Consider the following 18,766-nt stretch of genomic DNA (forward strand, 5'->3'; position numbering starts at 1 on the left):
AACCGCCGACGGGAACGAGCAGCGCCTCGCCCGTCACGCAACAGAAAGGCGCAAGCCCTATGCCACCCGTCCTGACAGCCGTCCTCGGCCTGCTCGCACTCCTTGTGCTCATCGGCCTGCTGATCGCGAGCCGCTACAAGGTCGCCAAGCCCAGCGAGGCGTTCATCATCACCGGCCGCAAGGGCAAGGAGGTGCGCAACCCCGAGACCGGCCTCGTCTCCACCGACCTCAGCGGCCAGAAGGTCGTGATGGGTGGCGGCGTCTTCGTGGTGCCGTTCATCCAGCGGCTCCACGTGCTGGACCTGTCGTCGCGTCGCATCATGGTGACCATCCGCAACGCCGTCTCCGGCCAGGGCATCAAGCTCAACGTCGACGGCGTCGCCATCGTCAAGGTCGGCGGCAACGAGGACTCGATCCGCGCGGCGGCCCAGCGCTTCCTCTCCCAGCAGGACGAGATCGAGCCCTTCACACAGGAGACCCTCGCCGGATCGCTGCGCTCCATCGTCGGCTCGCTGACGGTCGAACAGATCATCCGCGACCGCGCCGCCTTCGCGCAGCGCGTCACCGACGAGTCCGAGTCGTCGCTGACCGGTCAGGGCCTCGTGCTCGACACCTTCCAGATCCAGGACATCACCGACGACGGCACCTACCTGAGCGACCTCGGGCGCCCCGAGTCGGCGAAGCTCGGCCGGATGGCCGCCGTCGCCGAGGCCGAGGCCCGCCGCGAGGCTGAGCAGGCCCAGATCGCCGCCGAGCAGCAGATCGCCATCGCGCAGCGTGAGCTCGTCCTGAAGCAGGCCGAGATCCAGTCCGAGACCGACGCCGCCCGCGCCACCGCGGCCGCCTCCGGCCCCCTGGCCCAGGCCGACCGCGACCAGGCCATCCTGCAGGAGCAGGAGAAGGTCGCCGTCGCACAGGCGGCGCTGAAGGAGCGCCAGCTCGACACCGAGGTCCGCCGCCCCGCGGACGCCGAGCGGTACCGCGTCGAGACCGAGGCGGAGGCAAAGCGCAACGCGGCCATCTTCTCGGCCGAGGCTTCCAAGGCCGCCTCCATCGCCAGCGCCGAGGCGGATGCCGAGAAGGCCCGCCTCACCGGTGTCGGTGAGAAGTCGCGTCGTTCGGCGCTCGCCGAGGCCGAGGCCATCGAGGGCGCCAAACGCGGTGAGGCTGAGAAGGCACGCCGCATCGCGGAGGCCGACGCCATCCGCGCCGAGGGCGAGGCGAAGGCGGCCGCGGTGCTCGCCGTCGGCCAGGCCGAGGCAGAGGCGATGGAGAAGCGGGCCGAGGCGTTCGCCAGCTACAACGACGCCGCGACGCTGCAGATGCTGATCGAGGTGCTGCCGCAGATGGCCGAGAAGATCGCCGCCCCGATGGGCTCGATCGACACGCTGACCGTCATCTCCAGCGACGGCGCGTCCACGCTGCCCAAGCAGGTCACCGACAACGTCCTGCAGACCATGCAGATGCTGAAGGACACCACCGGCTTCGACCTGTCGGCGCTGCTCGACAAGTTCGCCAAGAACGACGGCGACGTCGTGAAGGGCGAGGTCGCCGAGTAAGGCCCCACCCCGTCAGAGGCGCCGGTCCGTGCGAACGGGCCGGCGCTTCCGCGTTCCCCGGGCCTCGGTCAGTACTTCTCTCCCGGGCCCTCTTCGTCGTGCGGGGCATCGGTGTTCTGGTCGATCCAGTCGGCCTCGTCTGAGTCGTCGTCCGGGCCACCCACCGGCTCGGTCTCCCGCTCGGTCGGGTCGGCGGGTTCCTCCTGCAGGGCGCGGTCGACCTCATCGACCTCAACGTCGTTGGAATCATGCATCGCGAGGCTCCTTCCGCTCGAACCCGAGCCTACGTCGACAAGACGCCGAGCGGGATGGATCGCCCGATCGCCCCACCCGGCGGGCGGGCTCGACGACCCCGTCGGACGGGCTCCCGGCCCGACCTGTCACCATGGCGCTGTGAACAACGTGACGGCGCGGCTCGCCAGGCTCTACTGGCCTCCGGTCGGGCTCCTCCAACTCCTGGTGGGCCTTGCCGTGGCACTCGCGACCGTGGCCGAGCTCTCCACGGCGCCGGAGACATCCCTCGCCCTCTCGGTGGCGGGGATGCCGCTGGTGGCCGCGGTGATCGTCGCCATCCTCGTGCCCCTCTGCCTGCTGTACTGGGCCCCCGGCCTGTGCTCCGGCGTGCTTGCGCTGGAGTGCCTGCTGCTGGCCGCGGTCGGTGCTCCCGTCGCGTACTCCGCGGCAGGGTGGGCGGTCGCCGGCCTGGTCGCCGCCTGGGCCTGTGGCTGGCTGGCGGTCAGCTACTGGTGGCCCGGGCCCGCCGGGCCGCACCGACGCCTGCCGGGCGGCGGCTCCCCTGACGGCGAGGCCGGCCTCCCGTCGTGGCCGGGCCGGGTCGCCCTCGCCGCACCCCTGCTCGCCGCGGTGGTGTTGGCCGCAGTGTTCTCCCACCAGCTGTCAGACCAGCGTGACTTCGACTCGCGGGCGGAGCGGTTCACCGCCGAGGTGGTCGCCCGGGACATCGACGGGGAGACCGTCACCCTCGCGCTGCCCTGGGGTGAGGTCACAACGGACTTGTTCTTCTTCCAGGCCGAGGTCGGTGGCACCGTCACGGTGTGGGCCGACCCCGACGATCCGGGGCGCCTCGTCTCCGACGATGAGCCCCTCGACCCCTCGTGGGCCCTCCCGCTGATCGCGCTCGCGCCCGTCGTCGCGCTGGGTGGATGGCTGAGGTGGGGTCTGCCCGCGAGGCGCCGCACCGCGCTTGTGGGCAGGGGCGGCCCCGCGTGGGCGGCCCGCGCGACGTGGGCCCACGCCATCGAGGGTGAGGACGCGTGGGATTCCGACGTGGACGGCGAGGTCCTCCACCTGGTGCCCGTGGATGGCCTGCGTCCCTTCGTCCCTCTGACCAGGGTCACCGACCTCGACACCGGACCCGACACCCCGGGCGTCGGGCAGAGGGCGGATGCCGAGGAGTTGCCCGCCTCGGCGGGGGCGCTGCGCGGCTACCTGGATGACGCTGCGGAGGTGGACGGCGACGGCTGCTGGCCGGTCGTGGTGATCGGCACGCCACGCCGCGGCGCGTCGATCGCGGTGGTCTCGGACGACGGTTCCCTCCTCGCCGAGGTTTCCGCCGGTCCCCGCTCGCCCCTCGCGGTCCTGCGCCTCCTACGGACGGGGAGCCGCCGCCCCGGGCACGGCACGCCCGGATCGCTCCTCGAACGGCATCCGGTCCCGGTGCGGGTCGCGGCGGGCCTGGTGGCCGGAGGCCTCTCCGCCGGCCTCACCTATCTGATGCTCACCGAGCCGGGCGATCCCGTGGAGGGGCTCCTGATCGGGATCGCTGTCGCGCTGATCTTCGGGTACGCGACCTCGATCTGGCCGGGGCAGGTGAGCCTCGGCCGCGGCGGGTTGGTGCTTTCCGGCCGGTTCCTGGACCTTGTCGTTCCGCAGACCGAGGTGAGCTTCCACGCGGTCGCCCGTGACGAGGTGGTCCTACGCCTCGAGGATCCGGACGTGCTGATCGGTCTGACGCCGTCGGCGATCCTGCACCGTCGGCACGCGAGGGTCGACCTCGCCCACGCCCGTTTCGAGCGTTGGCTGGCCGCACCTGCCCGCGGCCGACGGACGCGACGGCGCCCCTCTGTCCCGCTCATCATGGCGGTGGTCAGCGTCCTCGCCGTGATCACGCTCTATCTGGTGAACACCTGACCGACCCCGCCGTCGGGCTCCCGCCTCACGTCGTGGCGGCGGCCAGCCTACGACGCATTCCCTCCGCGTACTTGTCGGCTTCAAGCCCTGCGACCAGGTGCCAGACCCCCGGCGACACTTCGATGACGCCAGCCAGGCCCGCCCTCCGGAGCGCATCCGCGTCCACCATTGAGGTGTCCTTGACCTCGACCCTGACGCGGGTCTCCGCGATGGGTTCGACGGCGACGATGTTGTCCTCGCCCCCGAGCGCCCCCACCCACTGCTTGGCCTGGTTCGTCTCGACATCGCCGACGACGATGACGCGGGTCTCGGGCTCGGGTGGGGCGTCCGCGTCGCCGCGTCTCTTCGCGGCCGCCTTCTGCTCCGGGGTGCGGTAATCGAAGACGACCACCATCGCCATCGACGTGATGAACGCCAAGCCGACAGCGAGCCCGTAGATCGGCATGTTGTTGAACGCGGGGATGGTGAGCAGGGACGTGAACACGAATGCCTGTGTGGTGACCTGCTCGGTCAGTGCGCCGCCGATACCAATCGTCAGGCCACCGACGAGGCAGCCGACCAGCATGCGCGGGTAGATCTTCTTGAATCTCAGATGGATGCCGTAGAGGCTCGGCTCAGAGATGCCGCCCAGCAGGCCGGCGGCAAGCGCACCGGTTGCCGTCTGCCGCATCTGGACGTCCCGGTCACGCCAGGCCAGGACCAGGACGCCGGCCGTGGCCCCGAAGCAGGCGAAGTTCCAAGCCCCCATCGGCCCCTGGATGTAGTCGTAGCCCAACTGCTGAATGTTGAGCAGCATGACGGCGTTCAGCGGCCAGTGCAGGCCCAGCGGCACCATGAACGGGTAGGCGAGCGGGATGATGATTGCGAAGATCAGCGGGTTGATCGCGTTGATGGCGCCGAGCCCGCCCGCCACCCAGGCGCCGATGAACACGCCGATCGGGCCGATCAGGAATGCCGTCAGCGGCAACATGATCAGCATCGCCAGGAACGGCACGAAGATCAGTTGCAGGTTGTCCGGGATCAACTTCTTCAACAGTTTGTACAGGGGTCCGAGTAGACCCGCCATCAGCAGCGGCGGGAACACCTGCGAGTCGTAGCTGAAGATCGTCAGCGGGACACCGAAGATGTCGATCAGGGTGACGTCGCTGCCCGCAATGGTTGCGGTGTAGGCGGTCTCCGATGCGCCGAGGTCTGTGAACCCTGGCAGCATCACCAGCGCCATGATCGCGAACCCCACCCAGGGGTCGGCGTTCAGCTTCTTGCTGGCGTTGTAGGCGACCATGAGCGGCAGGAACACGAACACGGACTTCCAGAGCAGGTTCACGAACTGCCACGACGGCTCGAGTTCGGTGCGTGGATCCGCCCAGTTTCCGATCACGCCGAGCGTGGACATCAGCGACATGAAGGTGATGAACAGCGACGCGCCGAGCAGTGCGCCCAGGATCGGGCGGAACGAGTCGGACAAGAACTCGAAGAACGAGTCGATCCAGGCGAACTTCCCACGCACCCCCCCGGCCTTGGCCGCGGCCTTCAGCTCAGCGTCGGTCGGCTCCCTGCGCCCCTGCATCTCCGGCAGCGCGTTGATTTCGTTGTAGGCGTTCTGGACGGCGCCGCCCATGATGATCTGGAACCGGTCACCGGCCTGCGGGACCGCGCCCATCACTCCCTTGATCGACTCGACCTGTTCGACGTCGATGCCCGAAGCGTCGACCAGTTGGAAACGCAGCCGGGTGGCGCAGTGCGAAAGGCTGACCACATTGTCGGCGCCGCCGACTGACTTGATGATCTCTTCTGCGGTACTCATCGGTTCTGCCTCAATCCTCGGTGACCGGCACTAGTTCACGGACCTCTTCGGGGGTGGAGCAGGTGACGGCCTTGGCGGCCAGCTCCCTGCACTTGTCGAGCGATACGGATCGCACCACGGCTTTGACTGCGGGGATCGCAGGGATCGAGCAGCTGAGCTCATCGACGCCGAGGCCGACGAGGATGGGCACGGCCTGCGGGTCGGAGGCGACCCCGCCGCAGACCCCCAGCCACTTGCCCTCGTCGTGCAGCGCCGTCGCCGCGTCACCGATCAGGGTCAGCACCGCCGGGTTGCACGGGTCGACCTGCGACGCGAGCTTCGGGTGCCCTCGGTCCATCGCAAGCGTGTAGCTCGTCAGGTCGTTGGTGCCGACGCTGAAGAAGTCACATCCCTCCTCGGCTGCGAACTGTCTCGCCATCACGGCCACCGAAGGCACCTCCATCATGATCCCGACGCTGACCGGAGCCGTCACGCCGCTCTCGGCGCGCACCTGGTCGTAGATGGCCTTCGCGGCCCTCCAGTCGGCGACCGTGGCGATCATCGGGAACATCACGTACAGCTTGGCACCGGCGTCGGCCGCGGTGAGGATGGCCCGGAGTTGGGTGCGCAGCACCTCCGGCTTCTCAAGGCCGACGCGGACCCCGCGGATGCCCAGGAAGGGGTTCTCCTCGGCCGGGATCGGTAGATAGGCCAGCGGCTTGTCCCCGCCGACGTCGAGCGTGCGGATCACCAAGGGGTCGCCTGGGCGCAGCGCCTTGGCACAGTCGGCGTAGACGTCGGCCTGTTCGGCCTCGCTCGGGGCCGTGGCCCGTCCCATGAACACGAACTCGGAGCGCAGCAGGCCGACCCCCTCGGCACCCATGGTGCCTGCCTGGACGGCGTCGTCGACCCCTCCGATGTTGGCGACCACCGTCACCCGATGGCCGTCCGTGGTCACCGCCGGCTCGTCCTTGGCTTCGAGCTCGCGGGCCTTCTTCTCGGCCATCTTGCGTTGACGTCCGAGGATGGCGTCGATCTCGGAGTCGGCGAGGTTGATCTGAAGGGTGCCCGCCGAGCCGTCGAGCACGATCCGGCTGCCCTCCGGTAGGTCGAGGGCGCGCGACTCGACACCCGCGACGGCCGGGATGTCCAGCGATCGGGCGATGATCGCGACATGCGAAGAAGCCCCACCACCGGTGGTCGCGAAGCCGACGACCTTGGTGCGGTCGAGTTGTGCCGTATCGGACGGAGTGAGGTCCTCCGCGATGAGGATGGCGTTGTCCGGCAGTTCCGGCTTCTCGGAGCGCTGCCCAGTGAGCTCCTCGAGGACCCGCTGCCCGACGTCTCGGACGTCGTTGGCCCGCCCGGCGAGAACCTCGTTACTCAACCCTGCGAGCTGTTCTGCGAACGAATTGTAGGCCGCCCGCCACGCGTACGGGGCGCTCTTGCCCTTGTCGATCGCGCTGACGGCGATGTCGAGCAGTTCGGGATCCTGCAGGATCTCGCGGTGGGCCGCGAAGATCGCCGCCTTGTCGGGCGAGGCGTCTCTCTCAAGCTTCTGCTGGAGTGCTGAGAGGTCGAGCAGCGCCCGGTCGATCGCGGAGTTGAGCTTGCGCCTCTCGGTGTGGTGATCGTCGCCGACCTCGGCGACCTGGATGTCTTCGTGCCGATGCTGGACGACGGTGCCGATTCCCAGCCCGGGGGAGGCCGAGACGCCTAGCAGGATATTCGGGTCGCCCGAGCGGGGCGCGGCCGGTTCGGGTTCAGGCTCCGGCGCGACCGCCTGCATCGGTTGGGTGTCGTCCGTGCCGGAGTCTGCGGGGATCGCCTCACCGAGGCCTTCCTTGATGGCCTTGGTGACCGCGGCAACGGCCTCATCCGAGTCGACGCCATGCGCCGTGATGACGACCTTCTCACCCCTGGCAACGGCCAGGCCCATGATCGAGACGATCGACTTGGCGTTGGCGGTGTCGTCTCCCCTGCGGAGGCGCACGTCGGAGCGGTACTGCTTGGCGAGGTTGACCAGCGCCGCGGTCGGCCGCGCATGGAGGCCGGTCGGGTTCGGGATGATCAGCGCCTCGGAGGTCGCCGTCGTGGCCAGGCCGTCGTCGACCACCTCGTCACCGGCCGCCTTGAGTTCGACTGAGGCCGCGATGTCGCTGCCTGCCGTGACCAGCCCCTTCACAGGCGTGATCGACCCGACGAGCTCCATGTTGGTGATGACGACCTGCGTGAGAAGACTCTTCGCGGCCCGCCCGACGGCGTCCAGATCCACCTCGATGAGTGGATCGCCGACCGCCACAGTCGCCCCCTCCTTGACCCTCGGGGTGAATCCTTCACCGAGCAGCGAGACCGTGTCGAGCCCGATGTGGATCAGGACCTCGAGCCCGTCGACGGTGCGGATCGTGACGGCATGGTGGGAGGGCTGGAGGTCGACGACCTCGCCCGCGACGGGGGCGACCAGGAGGCCGCTCAACGGGTCGATAGAGAATCCGTCGCCAACCATCTTCTTGGCGAACACCGGGTCGGGCACCTGGTCAAGTGGAACCATGATCCCGGTCATCGGGGCCATGATCTCGGTCCGGGTGAGGGTCAGTTGCTCGCTCATGCGCACCTCTTCCGTCTGGCGCAGCGGTCCGGGTCCGGCGGCACTGCGCGGTTCTGGTTTGCATGCTACGACGCTGACGTGTCAGCACGCGCCTAAACGTGCAACTTCAGGCCATTGGTATCGGTTCGACGCCCTGATCGACGAGGCTGTCGTGGCCAGCGGTCAGCCCAGCAGTTCCTTTGCGATGCCGTCCAGGATGTCGGTCTCGCTGACGATTGCCTCGGCGGTCGGGACCCGCCGCACGATCTCGGCCAGGATCATCGACCCCGCCGCGATGACCGCCGCACGCAGCGGCGGGAGTAAGGGGTTCGCGGCGATCTCATCGGTCGTCTGACCTAGCCAGCGTTGGTTCGCTTCGTCGATGACCGCGAGGGAAAGCACGCTCTGGTGCACCGCCTCGCGCGAGTAGCGTTCGAGACGCAGGTGGTCGGCAGCGACGCTGGTCACCGTCCCGGCGACGCCGATCGCGGACGCGACAGACACGAAGTCGGTGCCTGCGCCGTCGAGTTGCAGGTTGATGAAGGACCGGGCCGCGTCCTGTTCTGCGCCGGTGGGCGGTTCGGTGCGGAGGAACCGTTCCTTGATCCGCACCGCCCCGATGTCGAGGCTGACGGCCGACGCGATCGCCCCGTCGCCGGCGACGACGACCAGTTCGGTCGAGCCGCCACCGATGTCGAAGATCAGTGTCGGTCGTGGCGAGTTCACGCCGCTGAGCACGCCCGACGAAGAGAGCCGGGCCTCCTCTTCGCCGCTGATGACGTCGACGCCGACGCCGAGGCGTTGCCGCACCCCTGCCTCGAAAACGTCGCGGTTCTTCACGTCTCTGGCCGCCGACGTCGCCACGAAGCGCACGTCGTCGACCTTGTAACCGGCCACGATGCCCGCATACTCGTCGAGGACGGCGAAGGTGCGGGCCAGCGCGTCGGGATGGAACTCGCCGGTCGCGTCGACCCCCTGCCCAAGACGGGCCAGACGGGTCTGGCGGGTCAGCTCCGTGACCGCACCGTCGGAGTCGCGTCGAAGCACCAGGAGACGCACGGAGTTGGTGCCGCAGTCCACCGCGGCGACGGTTCGGGTCATAGCTCATCCTTCAGGGTGTCGGCGGCGCAGGTCGCGTGCCAGTCGCCGATCAACGCTAGCGCCTCGTCGCCGAACGGGTTGACGCCGGGGCCGGCTGCCAACGCGTGCCCGACCAGCACGTGCAGGCACTTGACCCGCGTCGGCATCCCCCCGGCGCTGATCCCTTCGATCTCGGCGACATGGCCGAGCGCCTCACGATCGGCCAGATACGCCTCGTGCGCGGCCTGGTAGCTGGCGGCGAGCCCCTCGTCATGCGCGAGTCGCTCGGACATCTGCGTCATCAGCCCGGAGGCCTCGAGGGTAGACACGGCAGAGACCAACTGAGGGTTGGTCAGGTAGTACGTGGTCGGGAACGGCGTTCCGTTGGCCAGGCGGGGCGCGGTCTTCACTACCCCTGGCTTGCCGCACGGGCAACGCCAGGCGATCTCTACGACGCCACGGGGCTCGCGTCCGAGCTGCGCCTCGACCACGGCGAGGTCTGCTTCGGTGGGGTGGGTCATGGATTTCCTAAGGTGTCGGGCTGGGTGACGGGGTGATCCTCGGCGTCGCGGAAGGTTTCGCCGTCGGCTGGTCGGCGATGCGGACCGAATCCCACATGTTCTCCCACCAGGGGCCGGGCGATTCCTCGGCCGCCTTCTCCATCGTGTCGCCCTCAAGCGGTTGACCGTCAGCGCCGATCACGTGGTAGCCGACCTCGCCGGGCATCACCCAGCCGAGCCTGACCCGTGCGATTGATCTGACGTACTCGTCGTCGTTCCACCGGTTCAGTTTGTCTTCAAGATCGGCGATCTTGTCCTTCTCGGTGGCGATCTGGCTGCGGATCTCGGCCAGTTCGTTCGCCTGGGCGAAATAGACCCGCAGCGAGGTGGCCAGCAGGAGCGCGACCCCGGCGATGACGGCGGCCAGCGCGACCAGCCGCCAGGTCGCCGACACGGCGCGCGCGGTGCTGGGCGCCGGAGCGGGTTCGTCCGAGATGGCGCGCGGCACCTCCTGCGGGTCGAGGGGCGTCATGCGGCTCTGGCCGGTTCGCTCCCCGGGACGCGACGTCGTCCTGGACCGCGGAGTCCCGCGACCCGGCCCACTGGTTGCGGGAGTCTTCCGAGGGGTTTGAGGCACCCGTCAAGTATTCCTCAACCGGTGCGGAAGTCGACCCTTGAAACGCGGGGCGCTCACCAGAAGCCGGGCGCCCCCGGGTCGGGCGGCGCGGGCTGGGTGCGGATTTGAGCAGGATCCACTACTCATTCGACCGACGCCCGCATCGTCAGCAGACAACACCTCGACCGCCGCGTTGACAAGTAGATCCTGCTCAGCGCCCAGACGCGGAACCCCCGGTCGACCGGGATGATCGGTCGACCGGGGGCGATTCCGCAGGTGCGTCGGGCGTAGCTCGTCCGTCAGAAGCCGCTCGGGAAATGCGACAACATGTACTCGACACAGATGCGGAGATCGTTGACCGGCCCCTCGCCCTCGATGGGTTCAGGTCCGATGAGGGTGGTGTCACGCTCAAGCACGTACCAACCCCGGTAGCCGGACGACTCGAGATGCTCGACGATGTCGGCGATCGGCACGTCACCCTGGCCGAACGGCAGGAAGATGTCCTTCTCAGTAGCCTCCAGCAGCGACATCTCACGCGAGATGACCTTCTCGGCCAGAGCGAGGTTGACGTCCTTCAGGTGGGCGTGCGACACGCGGTCGCCCAGATCCTTGGTGAACTGCATCGGGTCGTACCCGCCGAGCATGAGATGCCCCGTATCGACGGTCCACTTCACGTCGCAGGCATCCGCGACGCGCTTCACATCTTCGGCCACCTCTACCATGCTGCTCAGGTGCGGATGGAGCGTGTGCACCAAGCCATGCTCGCCACAGATGTCCTCGAGCCGGTTGAGCGAGTCGGCCATGACCTTGAGTTCCGCTTCATCCATCCGGTGCGGATCGCCCCACTGCGGATCCTTGATGGCGCAGGTGACGAAGGTGGTCGCGCCCAACGACTTGAGGCGCTCGGCCATGCGCTCCGCCTTCTCAAGCGCCCACGCCTTCTGTGCGGTGTCGTGCAGTGGGAGCGGCACGAAGTCGGCGATCACGCTGACCCCGAACTCATCGAGAATCTCTCTGAGCTCCCCGACGTCGTCCGGGAAGAAGCCCGGCGACCCCTGTTCGATTGCGTTCAGGCCAAGCGAGGTCATCTCGCGCAGGACGCGGCGCGGATCCAGCATCGGACCCCAGCCGGGCATCTCGCAAACGCCCCAGGAGATGGGAGCACCCGCGACTCGTTCCATGATTTACACCCCTTTGTGTGTCTGGTTGCAGTCGCTATCAGCGCGACCTGACGTCAGATTATCATAAAATGAACACGAGGTCTAGGAAGTGAGATTACGTCGTTGCCCTCTCCCCCACCTCAAGGATGGCCTCGGTCCATTCCTGCGCATGTCCCAGAATCTCATCGCTCGTGGAGGAAAGTGCGATCGAACCGGGGTTGCCGTCCGCACCCCACACGGGAACCGCGATCGCCCCGACACCGACCCACGCGTCCTCCAGCGACATCGTGTACCCCTGCCGTCTGCTCCGGGCGACATCGCCGAGCAACTCCTCCGCCGTAATCATCGTCCTGGGCGTAAAGCCCTCGAACGGCGCCTTGGCCAGGATCTTGCCGAGTTCCGACTCCGGAAGGCTCCCGAGGACAACCCGCCCCTCGGCTCCGGCATGCAGCGGTGAGGTCCGACCGGGCATGAGATGAAGCACCTCACTGGCCAACCCCGGCAACCAGTCGAGGCAGACGACTGCGCCGTCGTGATAGACGGAAAGTGTCACGGTACACGACGTCGACTCCGCGAGATCGCGCATGGCCTGCCGCGCCTGGCCCCATTCGCTCCGCGCGACCGAGGCGGCGTCGGCGAGCGCCAACCAACGGGCCGACAGGTCCGCCGTGCCGTTGCCTTGGATCGTGAGCAGATCTATATCCGCAAGCCCATCAATGAGCCGGACAATGGTGGAGCGCGGGATGTCGAGCGCGTTCGCGACGTGAGCGGCAGACATGGGCCCCTCAACTGCAATCAGATCCAGAACACGTCGGGCGTTGACGAGAAGACGTGGAGCCTTCACTTCGCGCCCCCCATCGCCGACGGCTGATACCCGAGCGCCCTGCTGATCTCGGAGGCGGCCGTCAACACCCGGCTGACCGTTGCCTCGCGATCCCCCAACAGTCTGGCCCTCACCGTGCTGACCGAGACCGCCGCTTCCAGCTCGCCGCGATGATTGAATACCGGTGCGCCCACCGCGGCCACACCCGGCGTCACATCCTCATCCGAGATGGAAACGCCGGCCTCCCTGATGCGGTCGATCAAGTGCTCCAGTTGCCGTGGGCTCGGCAGCTCAGGGTCTTCATTGAGCCTCGTCTCGAACGTCGCCAGGACCTCTCTACGTTCGGCGTCCGGCAGGAAGGCGAGCAGCGCCCGTGGCCCCGCACCCGAATACAGCGGCAGGGCGCCTCCCAGCTTGAGCGCGAGCGACCTCACACCCATGCCACTGACGCGATCGATGCAAACCGCGTTGTATCCGCGCCGTACCATCAGGAATGAGGTCGCTGAGGTCTCGCTGCGCAGCCAGTCCAACCAAGGCGTGGCGACATTGCGCAGGCTGATCCTGTCGTCACAGACAGCACCGAGCGTCATGACGTAGAGGCCGAGCCGGAACCCACCGCGGGTCAATCCCTTCTCGACAAGGCCGAGGTCACGCAGGCTCGCAATCATCCGGTAGGTGGAGCTCACGGGCTCACCGACGGACTCCGCCAACTGTTGCGCCGTCCATTCACCCCCACCTTGCAGCTGCTCAAGCACCGCGTTGGCCTTCCGGAAGAGTTCCACTCCCCCGGACTCGCGCTCCTCTATCTCTGTGCCCCCGTCAGAATCGAGGTGGGCCGCGACGTTATGGTTCACGCTGCTCAATCCAATCACCGAACCGCCAATGGTCCAGACAATCAGAAATCATATGCCCGGTACGGCGGCATCCTCGCCACCCACCGCTGACACCAGACCTTCCAGAGACGGAAGCCAGGCTCGGCCAGCAGGGGCAACCGACAACCGATGGCGAAAGCCGTGGGCGGCGGCACGGGAGCAGACGTCCAATCCCGACAAACTCTCAAGTTATTCTCATCTCATGGCCTTGCTGGTCGTTTTATGATATTCTGAGCCAAGCTCGACGATGAGAGGTTCCAAGAATGGGTCAGCTCGGATTTACACTCGATACCACTTCGCGCGAGGCGACCCTCCGGCTGAACGCCCGAGGAAGGATGGTCCTCGTCAACCCTGTGGCGAACCGCGGTACCGCCTTCACGGAGGACGAGCGCGAACGCCTCCACCTGACGGGCCTTCTGCCCGGTCGGGTGACCACCATTGAGGAGCAGGTCCAGCGCACCTATGGGCAGTTCAGCCGGTCACCCTCGCCTCTGTCCAAGTTCATCTACCTGTCACAACTCCGCGAGCGCAACGAGGTGTTGTACTACCGACTCCTGAGCGAGCACCTGGAGGAGATGCTCCCGATCGTCTACACCCCTACCATCGGGGAGGCGATCGAACGCTTCAGTCACGAGTACGTCGGTGCCCGGGGGGTGTTCCTGTCCGTCAACCACCCTGACCGGATCGAGTCGTCACTGCGCGACTTCGAACTGGAGCCCGAAAGCGTCGACCTGATCGTCGTCACGGATGCCGAGGGCATCCTTGGGATTGGCGACCAGGGGATAGGCGGCATCCAGATCGCAAACGGGAAGCTTGGGCTCTACACGGCCGCGGCCGGGATCCACCCGCAGCGGGCCATCCCCGTGATGCTCGACGTCGGGACCGACAACCTCGGACTGCTGCACAGCGACCGCTACCTGGGTGAGCGACACGCCAGGGTCCGAGGCCGCCAGTACGACGACTTCATCGAGCGGTTCGTTCGGGTGGTCTCCGAGGTATTCCCCAACGCGATGATCCATTGGGAAGACTTCGGCGTCGACAACGCGCACCGAATCCTCAAGCGCTACTCGGGTGAGGTCTGCACCTTCAACGACGACATCCAGGGCACTGCGGCAGTCGTGCTGGCCGCGGCGATTGCTGCCGTTCGGCTCACGGGCATGCCCCTGGCCCGGCACCGGGTCCTGATCTACGGCGCAGGCACCGCCGGCATCGGGATCGCCGACATGATGCGAGGCGCGCTCGAGTCGAGGGGACACGATCCCGGCCAGTTCTATGCCTTCAACCGAAACGGGCTCATCATCGAAGACAGCCCGGAGCTTCGGGACTTCCAGCGGCCCTACGCGCGCCCACGGGCCGAGATCGACGGGTGGGAAGTGGCAAACCCGTCAAAGGTGACGCTGATGGAGGCGATCCGCCACGCCCGCCCGACGATCCTGATCGGAACTTCGGCGAGCGGGGGCGCCTTCAGTGAGGAGATCGTCCGCGAGATGGCGAGCTACTGCGAGCGACCCATCATCATGCCGCTGTCCAACCCCACCGACCGGTCCGAGGCTCGACCGGCCGATCTCCTGGAGTGGACGTCCGGCAAGGCGCTCATCGCGACTGGCAGCCCCTTCGCGTCGGTGCGCCGCGGTGATGTTCACCACGCGATCGCGCAGGCGAACAACGCCCTCATCTTCCCCGGTCTCGGACTCGGGGTCTCCATCACCCGGGCCCGGCTCGTCTCCGAGGAGATGATCTACGCAGCCGCAAGGGCCCTGGCCGGACTCGTCAACGAACACCGGCCCGGAGCCCCGCTGCTCCCGACCATGAGCGACCTTCGTCTGGTCGCCGCGACCGTAGCTCGCGCCGTCGCAGAGACCGCAGAGGCCCAGGGCCTGGCTCGCCGTCCGCTCACCAATCCGACCCACGACATCTACGAACGCATGTGGAAACCCGAATACCCGCAGCTCGACATCTGCGAAACGCGAAAGGACACTCAATCGTGACCGAACTAACTTGGGATACCTTGGACCAGCGGGCCGTCGACACCGCCCGGGTCCTCGCCGCCGACGCAGTTGAGAAGGTCGGCAACGGTCACCCAGGAACCGCAATTTCGCTCGCCCCTGTCGCCCACCTGATCTATCAGAAGGTACTGAGGTCCGATCCGTCCGACCCGACTTGGATCGGCCGGGACCGGTTCGTGCTCTCCGCGGGCCACTCGTCGCTGACGCAGTACTGCCAACTGTTCCTGGCAGGGTACGGCCTGGAAATCGGTGATCTGGCCGCCCTGCGGACCGAGGGTTCCCGCACGCCTGGGCATCCCGAGCTGGGCCACACCCCCGGCATCGAATGCACCACCGGGCCTCTGGGCTCCGGCGTCGCCAACGCCGTCGGCTTCGCGATGGCAGCGCGGCGGGAACGCGCCATGCTAGACCCCGAGTCGACCGGCCCGAGTTGCTTCGACCGGTTCGTCTACGTGATCGCCGGTGACGGATGTATGCAGGAAGGGGTTGCCTCCGAGGCCTCCTCGCTGGCAGGAACCCAGAAGTTGGGCAACCTGATCCTCATCTACGACGACAACCGCATCACGATCGAAGGCGACACCCAGATCGCGTTCACCGAGGACGTCGGCGCGCGATATGAGGCCTACCGCTGGCACGTGCAGCACGTGGACTGGACCAACGGGGGGACCGGTTACGTCGAGGACGTCGAGGGTCTCTGGACCGCTATCGAAACGGCCAGGGCGGTCACGGACAAACCCTCACTGATCAGGCTCTCGACCGTGATCGGGTGGCCGCTGCCAAACAAGGCAGGACATCACTCGGTACACGGGGCGAAGCTCGGTGCAGACGAGGTCGCAGGGCTGAAGACCAGGCTCGGGTTCGACCCGAAGCAATCCTTCGTCGTCGAACCCGAGGTCCTGAACCACACGCGTCGGCAGGCATCCCTCCGCGGCGCCGCTGAACGTGCCAGGTGGCAGGAGCTTCACGATGCCTGGCGGTCCGGAAACCCCGAACGGGCCGCACTGCTGGACCGGCTCGGTGCGGGTGCCCTCCCTGACCTGACGGCTCTGCTTCCCGATTTCGAACCAGGCCGGATGTCGACGCGGGCGGCCTCCGGAGCGGTCCTCGATGCGCTGGCCGATGCGTTGCCCGAGTTGTGGGGCGGGTCCGCAGACCTCGCAGGCTCGAACAACACCACGATGAGAGGGCAACGTTCGTTCCTGCCCCCTGAGAACTCGAGCGCCGAGTTCAAGGGCGATCATTCGGGCCGCACGCTTCATTTCGGAATCCGCGAGCACGCCATGGGAAACATCCTCAACGCCATCAACATCGGTGGCCTGACCCGCGCCTACGGCGGCACTTTCCTCGTGTTCGCCGACTACATGCGCGGCGCGGTCCGGCTCGCGGCTCTGCAGCAGGTGCCCACCATATTCGTCTGGACCCACGACTCCATCGGCGTCGGTGAGGACGGGCCGACCCATCAGCCGGTCGAGCACCTGGCGTCATTGCGGATCATCCCGGGACTCGACGTCGTCCGCCCGGCAGACGCTACCGAGACGGCCCAGGCCTGGGTGACGGCGCTGACCAACACCGACCGTCCGACGGCGATGGTGCTGTCCCGGCAGGATCTCCTAACCATCGACCGCAGCCTGGCCGAGTTCACACCTGCAGCTGAGGCGTCGCGTGGCGGCTACACGTTGGTCGACGCCGAAGGCGATCTCGAGGTGGTGCTGATCGCTACGGGATCGGAGGTGGAAGTCGCCCTCAACGCCCGCGAACTGCTGCAGGCCGAAGGCATCGGCACCAGAGTCGTGTCCATGCCGTGCCAGGAGTGGTTCCTCACCCAACCAGACGACTACCGCGCCGAGGTGCTGCCCCAGGGCCCCGTCAGGGTGGCGGTGGAGGCTGGCTCCCCCACTGGCTGGAGGGAGTTTGTGGGCGACACCGGAAGGATCGTCGCCCTCGACCACTTCGGCGAGTCCGCCAGCGGCCCCCGATTGTTCACCAAGTACGGCTTCACGCCGGATAACGTGGCGGCACAAGCCCGCGCCGCCCGTCTCGCAACAGCTTCACGCTGACAAACACGAGGAGTCCCCGATGATCCGCCCCTTTTACCTGTCCGGGAAGCCAACCCACGGGACAGACAGCTTCGAGGTCCGCAACCCTTACGACGGACGATTGATCGCGGAGGTCTCGGTCCCGACCGACGATCAGGTCGAACAGGCGGTCGCCGACCTGGCGGCTGTCCGGGCCGCGGCCCAGGCCCTCCCTGCCCACGCCCGGGCAGCCGCGCTCGACCACATCCAACATAGGATGATCGAGCGTGCGGACGAGATCGCCCATCTGATCACCTCCGAAAGCGGCAAGGCCGACATGTGGGCGCACAACGAGGTCCGACGGGCCGTCGCGACGTTCCGGCTCGCCTCCGAGGAGGCGCGGCGCTTCTCCGGTGAGCTGATGCGGCTGGATACCGATGTGGCTGGCGAAGGACGGATGGCGCTGGTGCGCCGGTTCGCCCGTGGAGCGGTGCTGGCGATCACGCCGTTCAACTTCCCGGTGAATCTGGTGGCCCACAAACTGGCGCCGGCGCTGGCGGTCGGGGCGCCGACGCTCCTGAAGCCAACGCCGAAGGCGCCGCTGTCGTCCCTGTTGCTGGGCGAGTTGGTCGCCGAGACCGACCTCCCGCCAGCAATGCTCTCAGTGCTGCCGATGACTCTCGAGCAACTCCAGGGGCTGCTCCCCGACCCGCGGCTGCCCGTCATCTCGTTCACGGGCAGCGACGCTGTCGGTGCCGCCATCCAGGCGGCCGCCCCCAGCAAGCACATCATCACCGAACTCGGGGGCGACGCGGCCGTCATCGTGGCGCCCGACTGGCCCGACGTCGACGCCGCGGCTGCCCGGATCGGGCTGTTCGGCTGCTATCAGGCGGGACAGTCATGTGTGAGCGTGCAGCGCGTGCTCGTCCATGAGTCGCTGGCGGAGCCACTGACGCAGGCACTGATCGCCACAATGGAGTCCCTCGTCCAAGGCGATCCGGCCGACGCGAGCGTCCAGGTGGGTCCTGTGATCGACCGGGCCTCAGCAACACGAATCACCGGGTGGATCGACGATGCAGTGTCCCGGGGTGCCACCCTCCTCACCGGCGGTACAGCCGAAGGAACATCCGTCGCGCCGACGCTCCTGTCGGATGTGCCCGACGACTCGCTCATCGCCAACAACGAGGTCTTCGGGCCGGTGATCACGCTGACCACCTTCAAGACGATGGACGAGGCCTTTGATCTGGTCAACCGGTCGAAATACGGCTTGCAGGCGGGGGTGTTCACGAAGGACATCCAGACGGCGTTCGAGGCCCAGCAGCGTCTCGAAGTCGGAGGGGTGATCGTCGGTGATGTGCCGACCTTCCGTGCCGACCAGATGTCCTATGGCGGTTGGAAGGCTTCGGGCCAGGGTCGAGAGGGCGTCGCCACGGCGATGGAGGACCTAACTGACGACCGCCTCCTCGTCTTCACGGGGCTCCCGCTGTAGCTGGTAGGTGGTTTGAGCAGGATCCGATGTTCATTGACGACGACGGCGCATCGTCAGCAGACAACACGGCCAACTCGCCATTGACTTGCGGATCCTGCTCATTCCTAGGTGACCCACCCATCCAC

General features: G+C 67.4%; 14 protein-coding genes. 5 read left to right on the plus strand and 9 right to left on the minus strand.

The window, feature by feature from the left end:
* The first annotated feature begins 59 nt into the window (after positions 1 to 59).
* Complete coding sequence (locus BUC15_RS06955; protein ID WP_073186810.1) at positions 60 to 1,559, plus strand: flotillin family protein; 1,500 nt, start codon at positions 60 to 62, stop codon at positions 1,557 to 1,559.
* A gap of 68 nt (positions 1,560 to 1,627) precedes the next feature.
* Here the strand turns inward: BUC15_RS06955 and BUC15_RS06960 are convergent, their stop codons facing one another.
* Positions 1,628 to 1,813, minus strand: a complete 186-nt coding sequence (locus BUC15_RS06960; RefSeq protein ID WP_073186811.1) for a hypothetical protein — start codon at positions 1,811 to 1,813, stop codon at positions 1,628 to 1,630.
* Between the two features lie 139 nt (positions 1,814 to 1,952).
* Here BUC15_RS06960 and BUC15_RS06965 point away from each other — a divergent pair, with 139 nt between their 5' ends.
* Positions 1,953 to 3,710 carry a DUF3592 domain-containing protein gene (locus BUC15_RS06965; protein WP_073186812.1) on the plus strand — a complete coding sequence of 586 codons (1,758 nt, stop codon included), beginning with the start codon at positions 1,953 to 1,955 and terminating at the stop codon, positions 3,708 to 3,710.
* Between the two features lie 25 nt (positions 3,711 to 3,735).
* Here BUC15_RS06965 and BUC15_RS06970 read toward each other — a convergent pair whose 3' ends face one another.
* The 8 genes from BUC15_RS06970 to BUC15_RS07005 all read right to left on the minus strand — a co-directional run bounded on the left by BUC15_RS06970 (position 3,736) and on the right by BUC15_RS07005 (position 13,113).
* Positions 3,736 to 5,514, minus strand: coding sequence for a PTS transporter subunit EIIC (locus BUC15_RS06970; protein ID WP_073186813.1), 1,779 nt, complete (start codon positions 5,512 to 5,514; stop codon positions 3,736 to 3,738).
* Between the two features lie 10 nt (positions 5,515 to 5,524).
* Positions 5,525 to 8,101 (minus strand): phosphoenolpyruvate--protein phosphotransferase, encoded by a 2,577-nt coding sequence (ptsP, locus tag BUC15_RS06975; RefSeq protein ID WP_073186814.1) that lies wholly within the window; start codon positions 8,099 to 8,101, stop codon positions 5,525 to 5,527.
* A 162-nt stretch (positions 8,102 to 8,263) separates the two neighbouring features.
* The gene (locus BUC15_RS06980; RefSeq protein WP_073186815.1) at positions 8,264 to 9,181 is read right to left on the minus strand and encodes a Ppx/GppA phosphatase family protein; all 918 of its coding nucleotides are present in this window, start codon (positions 9,179 to 9,181) and stop codon (positions 8,264 to 8,266) included.
* Positions 9,178 to 9,681 carry a DUF501 domain-containing protein gene (locus BUC15_RS06985; protein WP_073186816.1) on the minus strand — a complete coding sequence of 168 codons (504 nt, stop codon included), beginning with the start codon at positions 9,679 to 9,681 and terminating at the stop codon, positions 9,178 to 9,180. The genes BUC15_RS06980 and BUC15_RS06985 overlap by 4 nt, the downstream gene beginning before the upstream one ends.
* Before the next feature lie 7 nt (positions 9,682 to 9,688).
* Positions 9,689 to 10,192, minus strand: coding sequence for an FtsB family cell division protein (locus tag BUC15_RS06990; protein WP_073186817.1), 504 nt, complete (start codon positions 10,190 to 10,192; stop codon positions 9,689 to 9,691).
* 383 nt (positions 10,193 to 10,575) lie between these two features.
* Positions 10,576 to 11,457: a sugar phosphate isomerase/epimerase family protein gene (locus BUC15_RS06995; RefSeq protein WP_073186818.1), complete on the minus strand. Its 882-nt coding sequence runs from the start codon at positions 11,455 to 11,457 to the stop codon at positions 10,576 to 10,578.
* A gap of 94 nt (positions 11,458 to 11,551) precedes the next feature.
* Entirely contained in the window at positions 11,552 to 12,214 is a 663-nt protein-coding gene (locus BUC15_RS07000; RefSeq protein ID WP_073186819.1) for an IclR family transcriptional regulator, read from the minus strand.
* Between the two features lie 62 nt (positions 12,215 to 12,276).
* Positions 12,277 to 13,113 (minus strand): IclR family transcriptional regulator, encoded by an 837-nt coding sequence (locus BUC15_RS07005; protein ID WP_139280132.1) that lies wholly within the window; start codon positions 13,111 to 13,113, stop codon positions 12,277 to 12,279.
* Between the two features lie 281 nt (positions 13,114 to 13,394).
* Between BUC15_RS07005 and BUC15_RS07010 the strand changes: the two genes are divergently transcribed.
* The 3 genes from BUC15_RS07010 to BUC15_RS07020 are packed head-to-tail and all read left to right on the plus strand — an operon-like array spanning position 13,395 to position 18,641.
* Positions 13,395 to 15,119, plus strand: coding sequence for an NAD-dependent malic enzyme (locus BUC15_RS07010; protein WP_073186820.1), 1,725 nt, complete (start codon positions 13,395 to 13,397; stop codon positions 15,117 to 15,119).
* Positions 15,113 to 17,194 carry a transketolase gene (gene tkt / locus BUC15_RS07015; RefSeq protein WP_073186824.1) on the plus strand — a complete coding sequence of 694 codons (2,082 nt, stop codon included), beginning with the start codon at positions 15,113 to 15,115 and terminating at the stop codon, positions 17,192 to 17,194. Before BUC15_RS07010 ends, tkt begins: the two co-directional genes overlap by 7 nt.
* Positions 17,195 to 17,213: 19 nt before the next feature.
* Entirely contained in the window at positions 17,214 to 18,641 is a 1,428-nt protein-coding gene (locus tag BUC15_RS07020; protein ID WP_073186821.1) for an aldehyde dehydrogenase family protein, read from the plus strand.
* Positions 18,642 to 18,766 lie beyond the last annotated feature (125 nt).

Origin of the sequence: Tessaracoccus bendigoensis DSM 12906, assembly GCF_900141915.1 — a bacterium.
GTDB lineage: Bacteria > Actinomycetota > Actinomycetes > Propionibacteriales > Propionibacteriaceae > Arachnia > Arachnia bendigoensis.

What these genes read in the sequence shown, in the direction of transcription:
- BUC15_RS06980 (WP_073186815.1), bottom strand. Translation starts at nt 9,181, where the DNA reads ATGACCCGAACCGTCGCCGCGGTGGACTGCGGCACCAACTCCGTGCGT.
- BUC15_RS06955 (WP_073186810.1), top strand. Translation starts at nt 60, where the DNA reads ATGCCACCCGTCCTGACAGCCGTCCTCGGCCTGCTCGCACTCCTTGTG.
- BUC15_RS07020 (WP_073186821.1), top strand. Translation starts at nt 17,214, where the DNA reads ATGATCCGCCCCTTTTACCTGTCCGGGAAGCCAACCCACGGGACAGAC.
- ptsP (WP_073186814.1), bottom strand. Translation starts at nt 8,101, where the DNA reads ATGAGCGAGCAACTGACCCTCACCCGGACCGAGATCATGGCCCCGATG.
- BUC15_RS06970 (WP_073186813.1), bottom strand. Translation starts at nt 5,514, where the DNA reads ATGAGTACCGCAGAAGAGATCATCAAGTCAGTCGGCGGCGCCGACAAT.
- BUC15_RS07010 (WP_073186820.1), top strand. Translation starts at nt 13,395, where the DNA reads ATGGGTCAGCTCGGATTTACACTCGATACCACTTCGCGCGAGGCGACC.
- BUC15_RS06990 (WP_073186817.1), bottom strand. Translation starts at nt 10,192, where the DNA reads ATGACGCCCCTCGACCCGCAGGAGGTGCCGCGCGCCATCTCGGACGAA.
- BUC15_RS06985 (WP_073186816.1), bottom strand. Translation starts at nt 9,681, where the DNA reads ATGACCCACCCCACCGAAGCAGACCTCGCCGTGGTCGAGGCGCAGCTC.
- BUC15_RS06960 (WP_073186811.1), bottom strand. Translation starts at nt 1,813, where the DNA reads ATGCATGATTCCAACGACGTTGAGGTCGATGAGGTCGACCGCGCCCTG.
- BUC15_RS07000 (WP_073186819.1), bottom strand. Translation starts at nt 12,214, where the DNA reads ATGTCTGCCGCTCACGTCGCGAACGCGCTCGACATCCCGCGCTCCACC.
- BUC15_RS06995 (WP_073186818.1), bottom strand. Translation starts at nt 11,457, where the DNA reads ATGGAACGAGTCGCGGGTGCTCCCATCTCCTGGGGCGTTTGCGAGATG.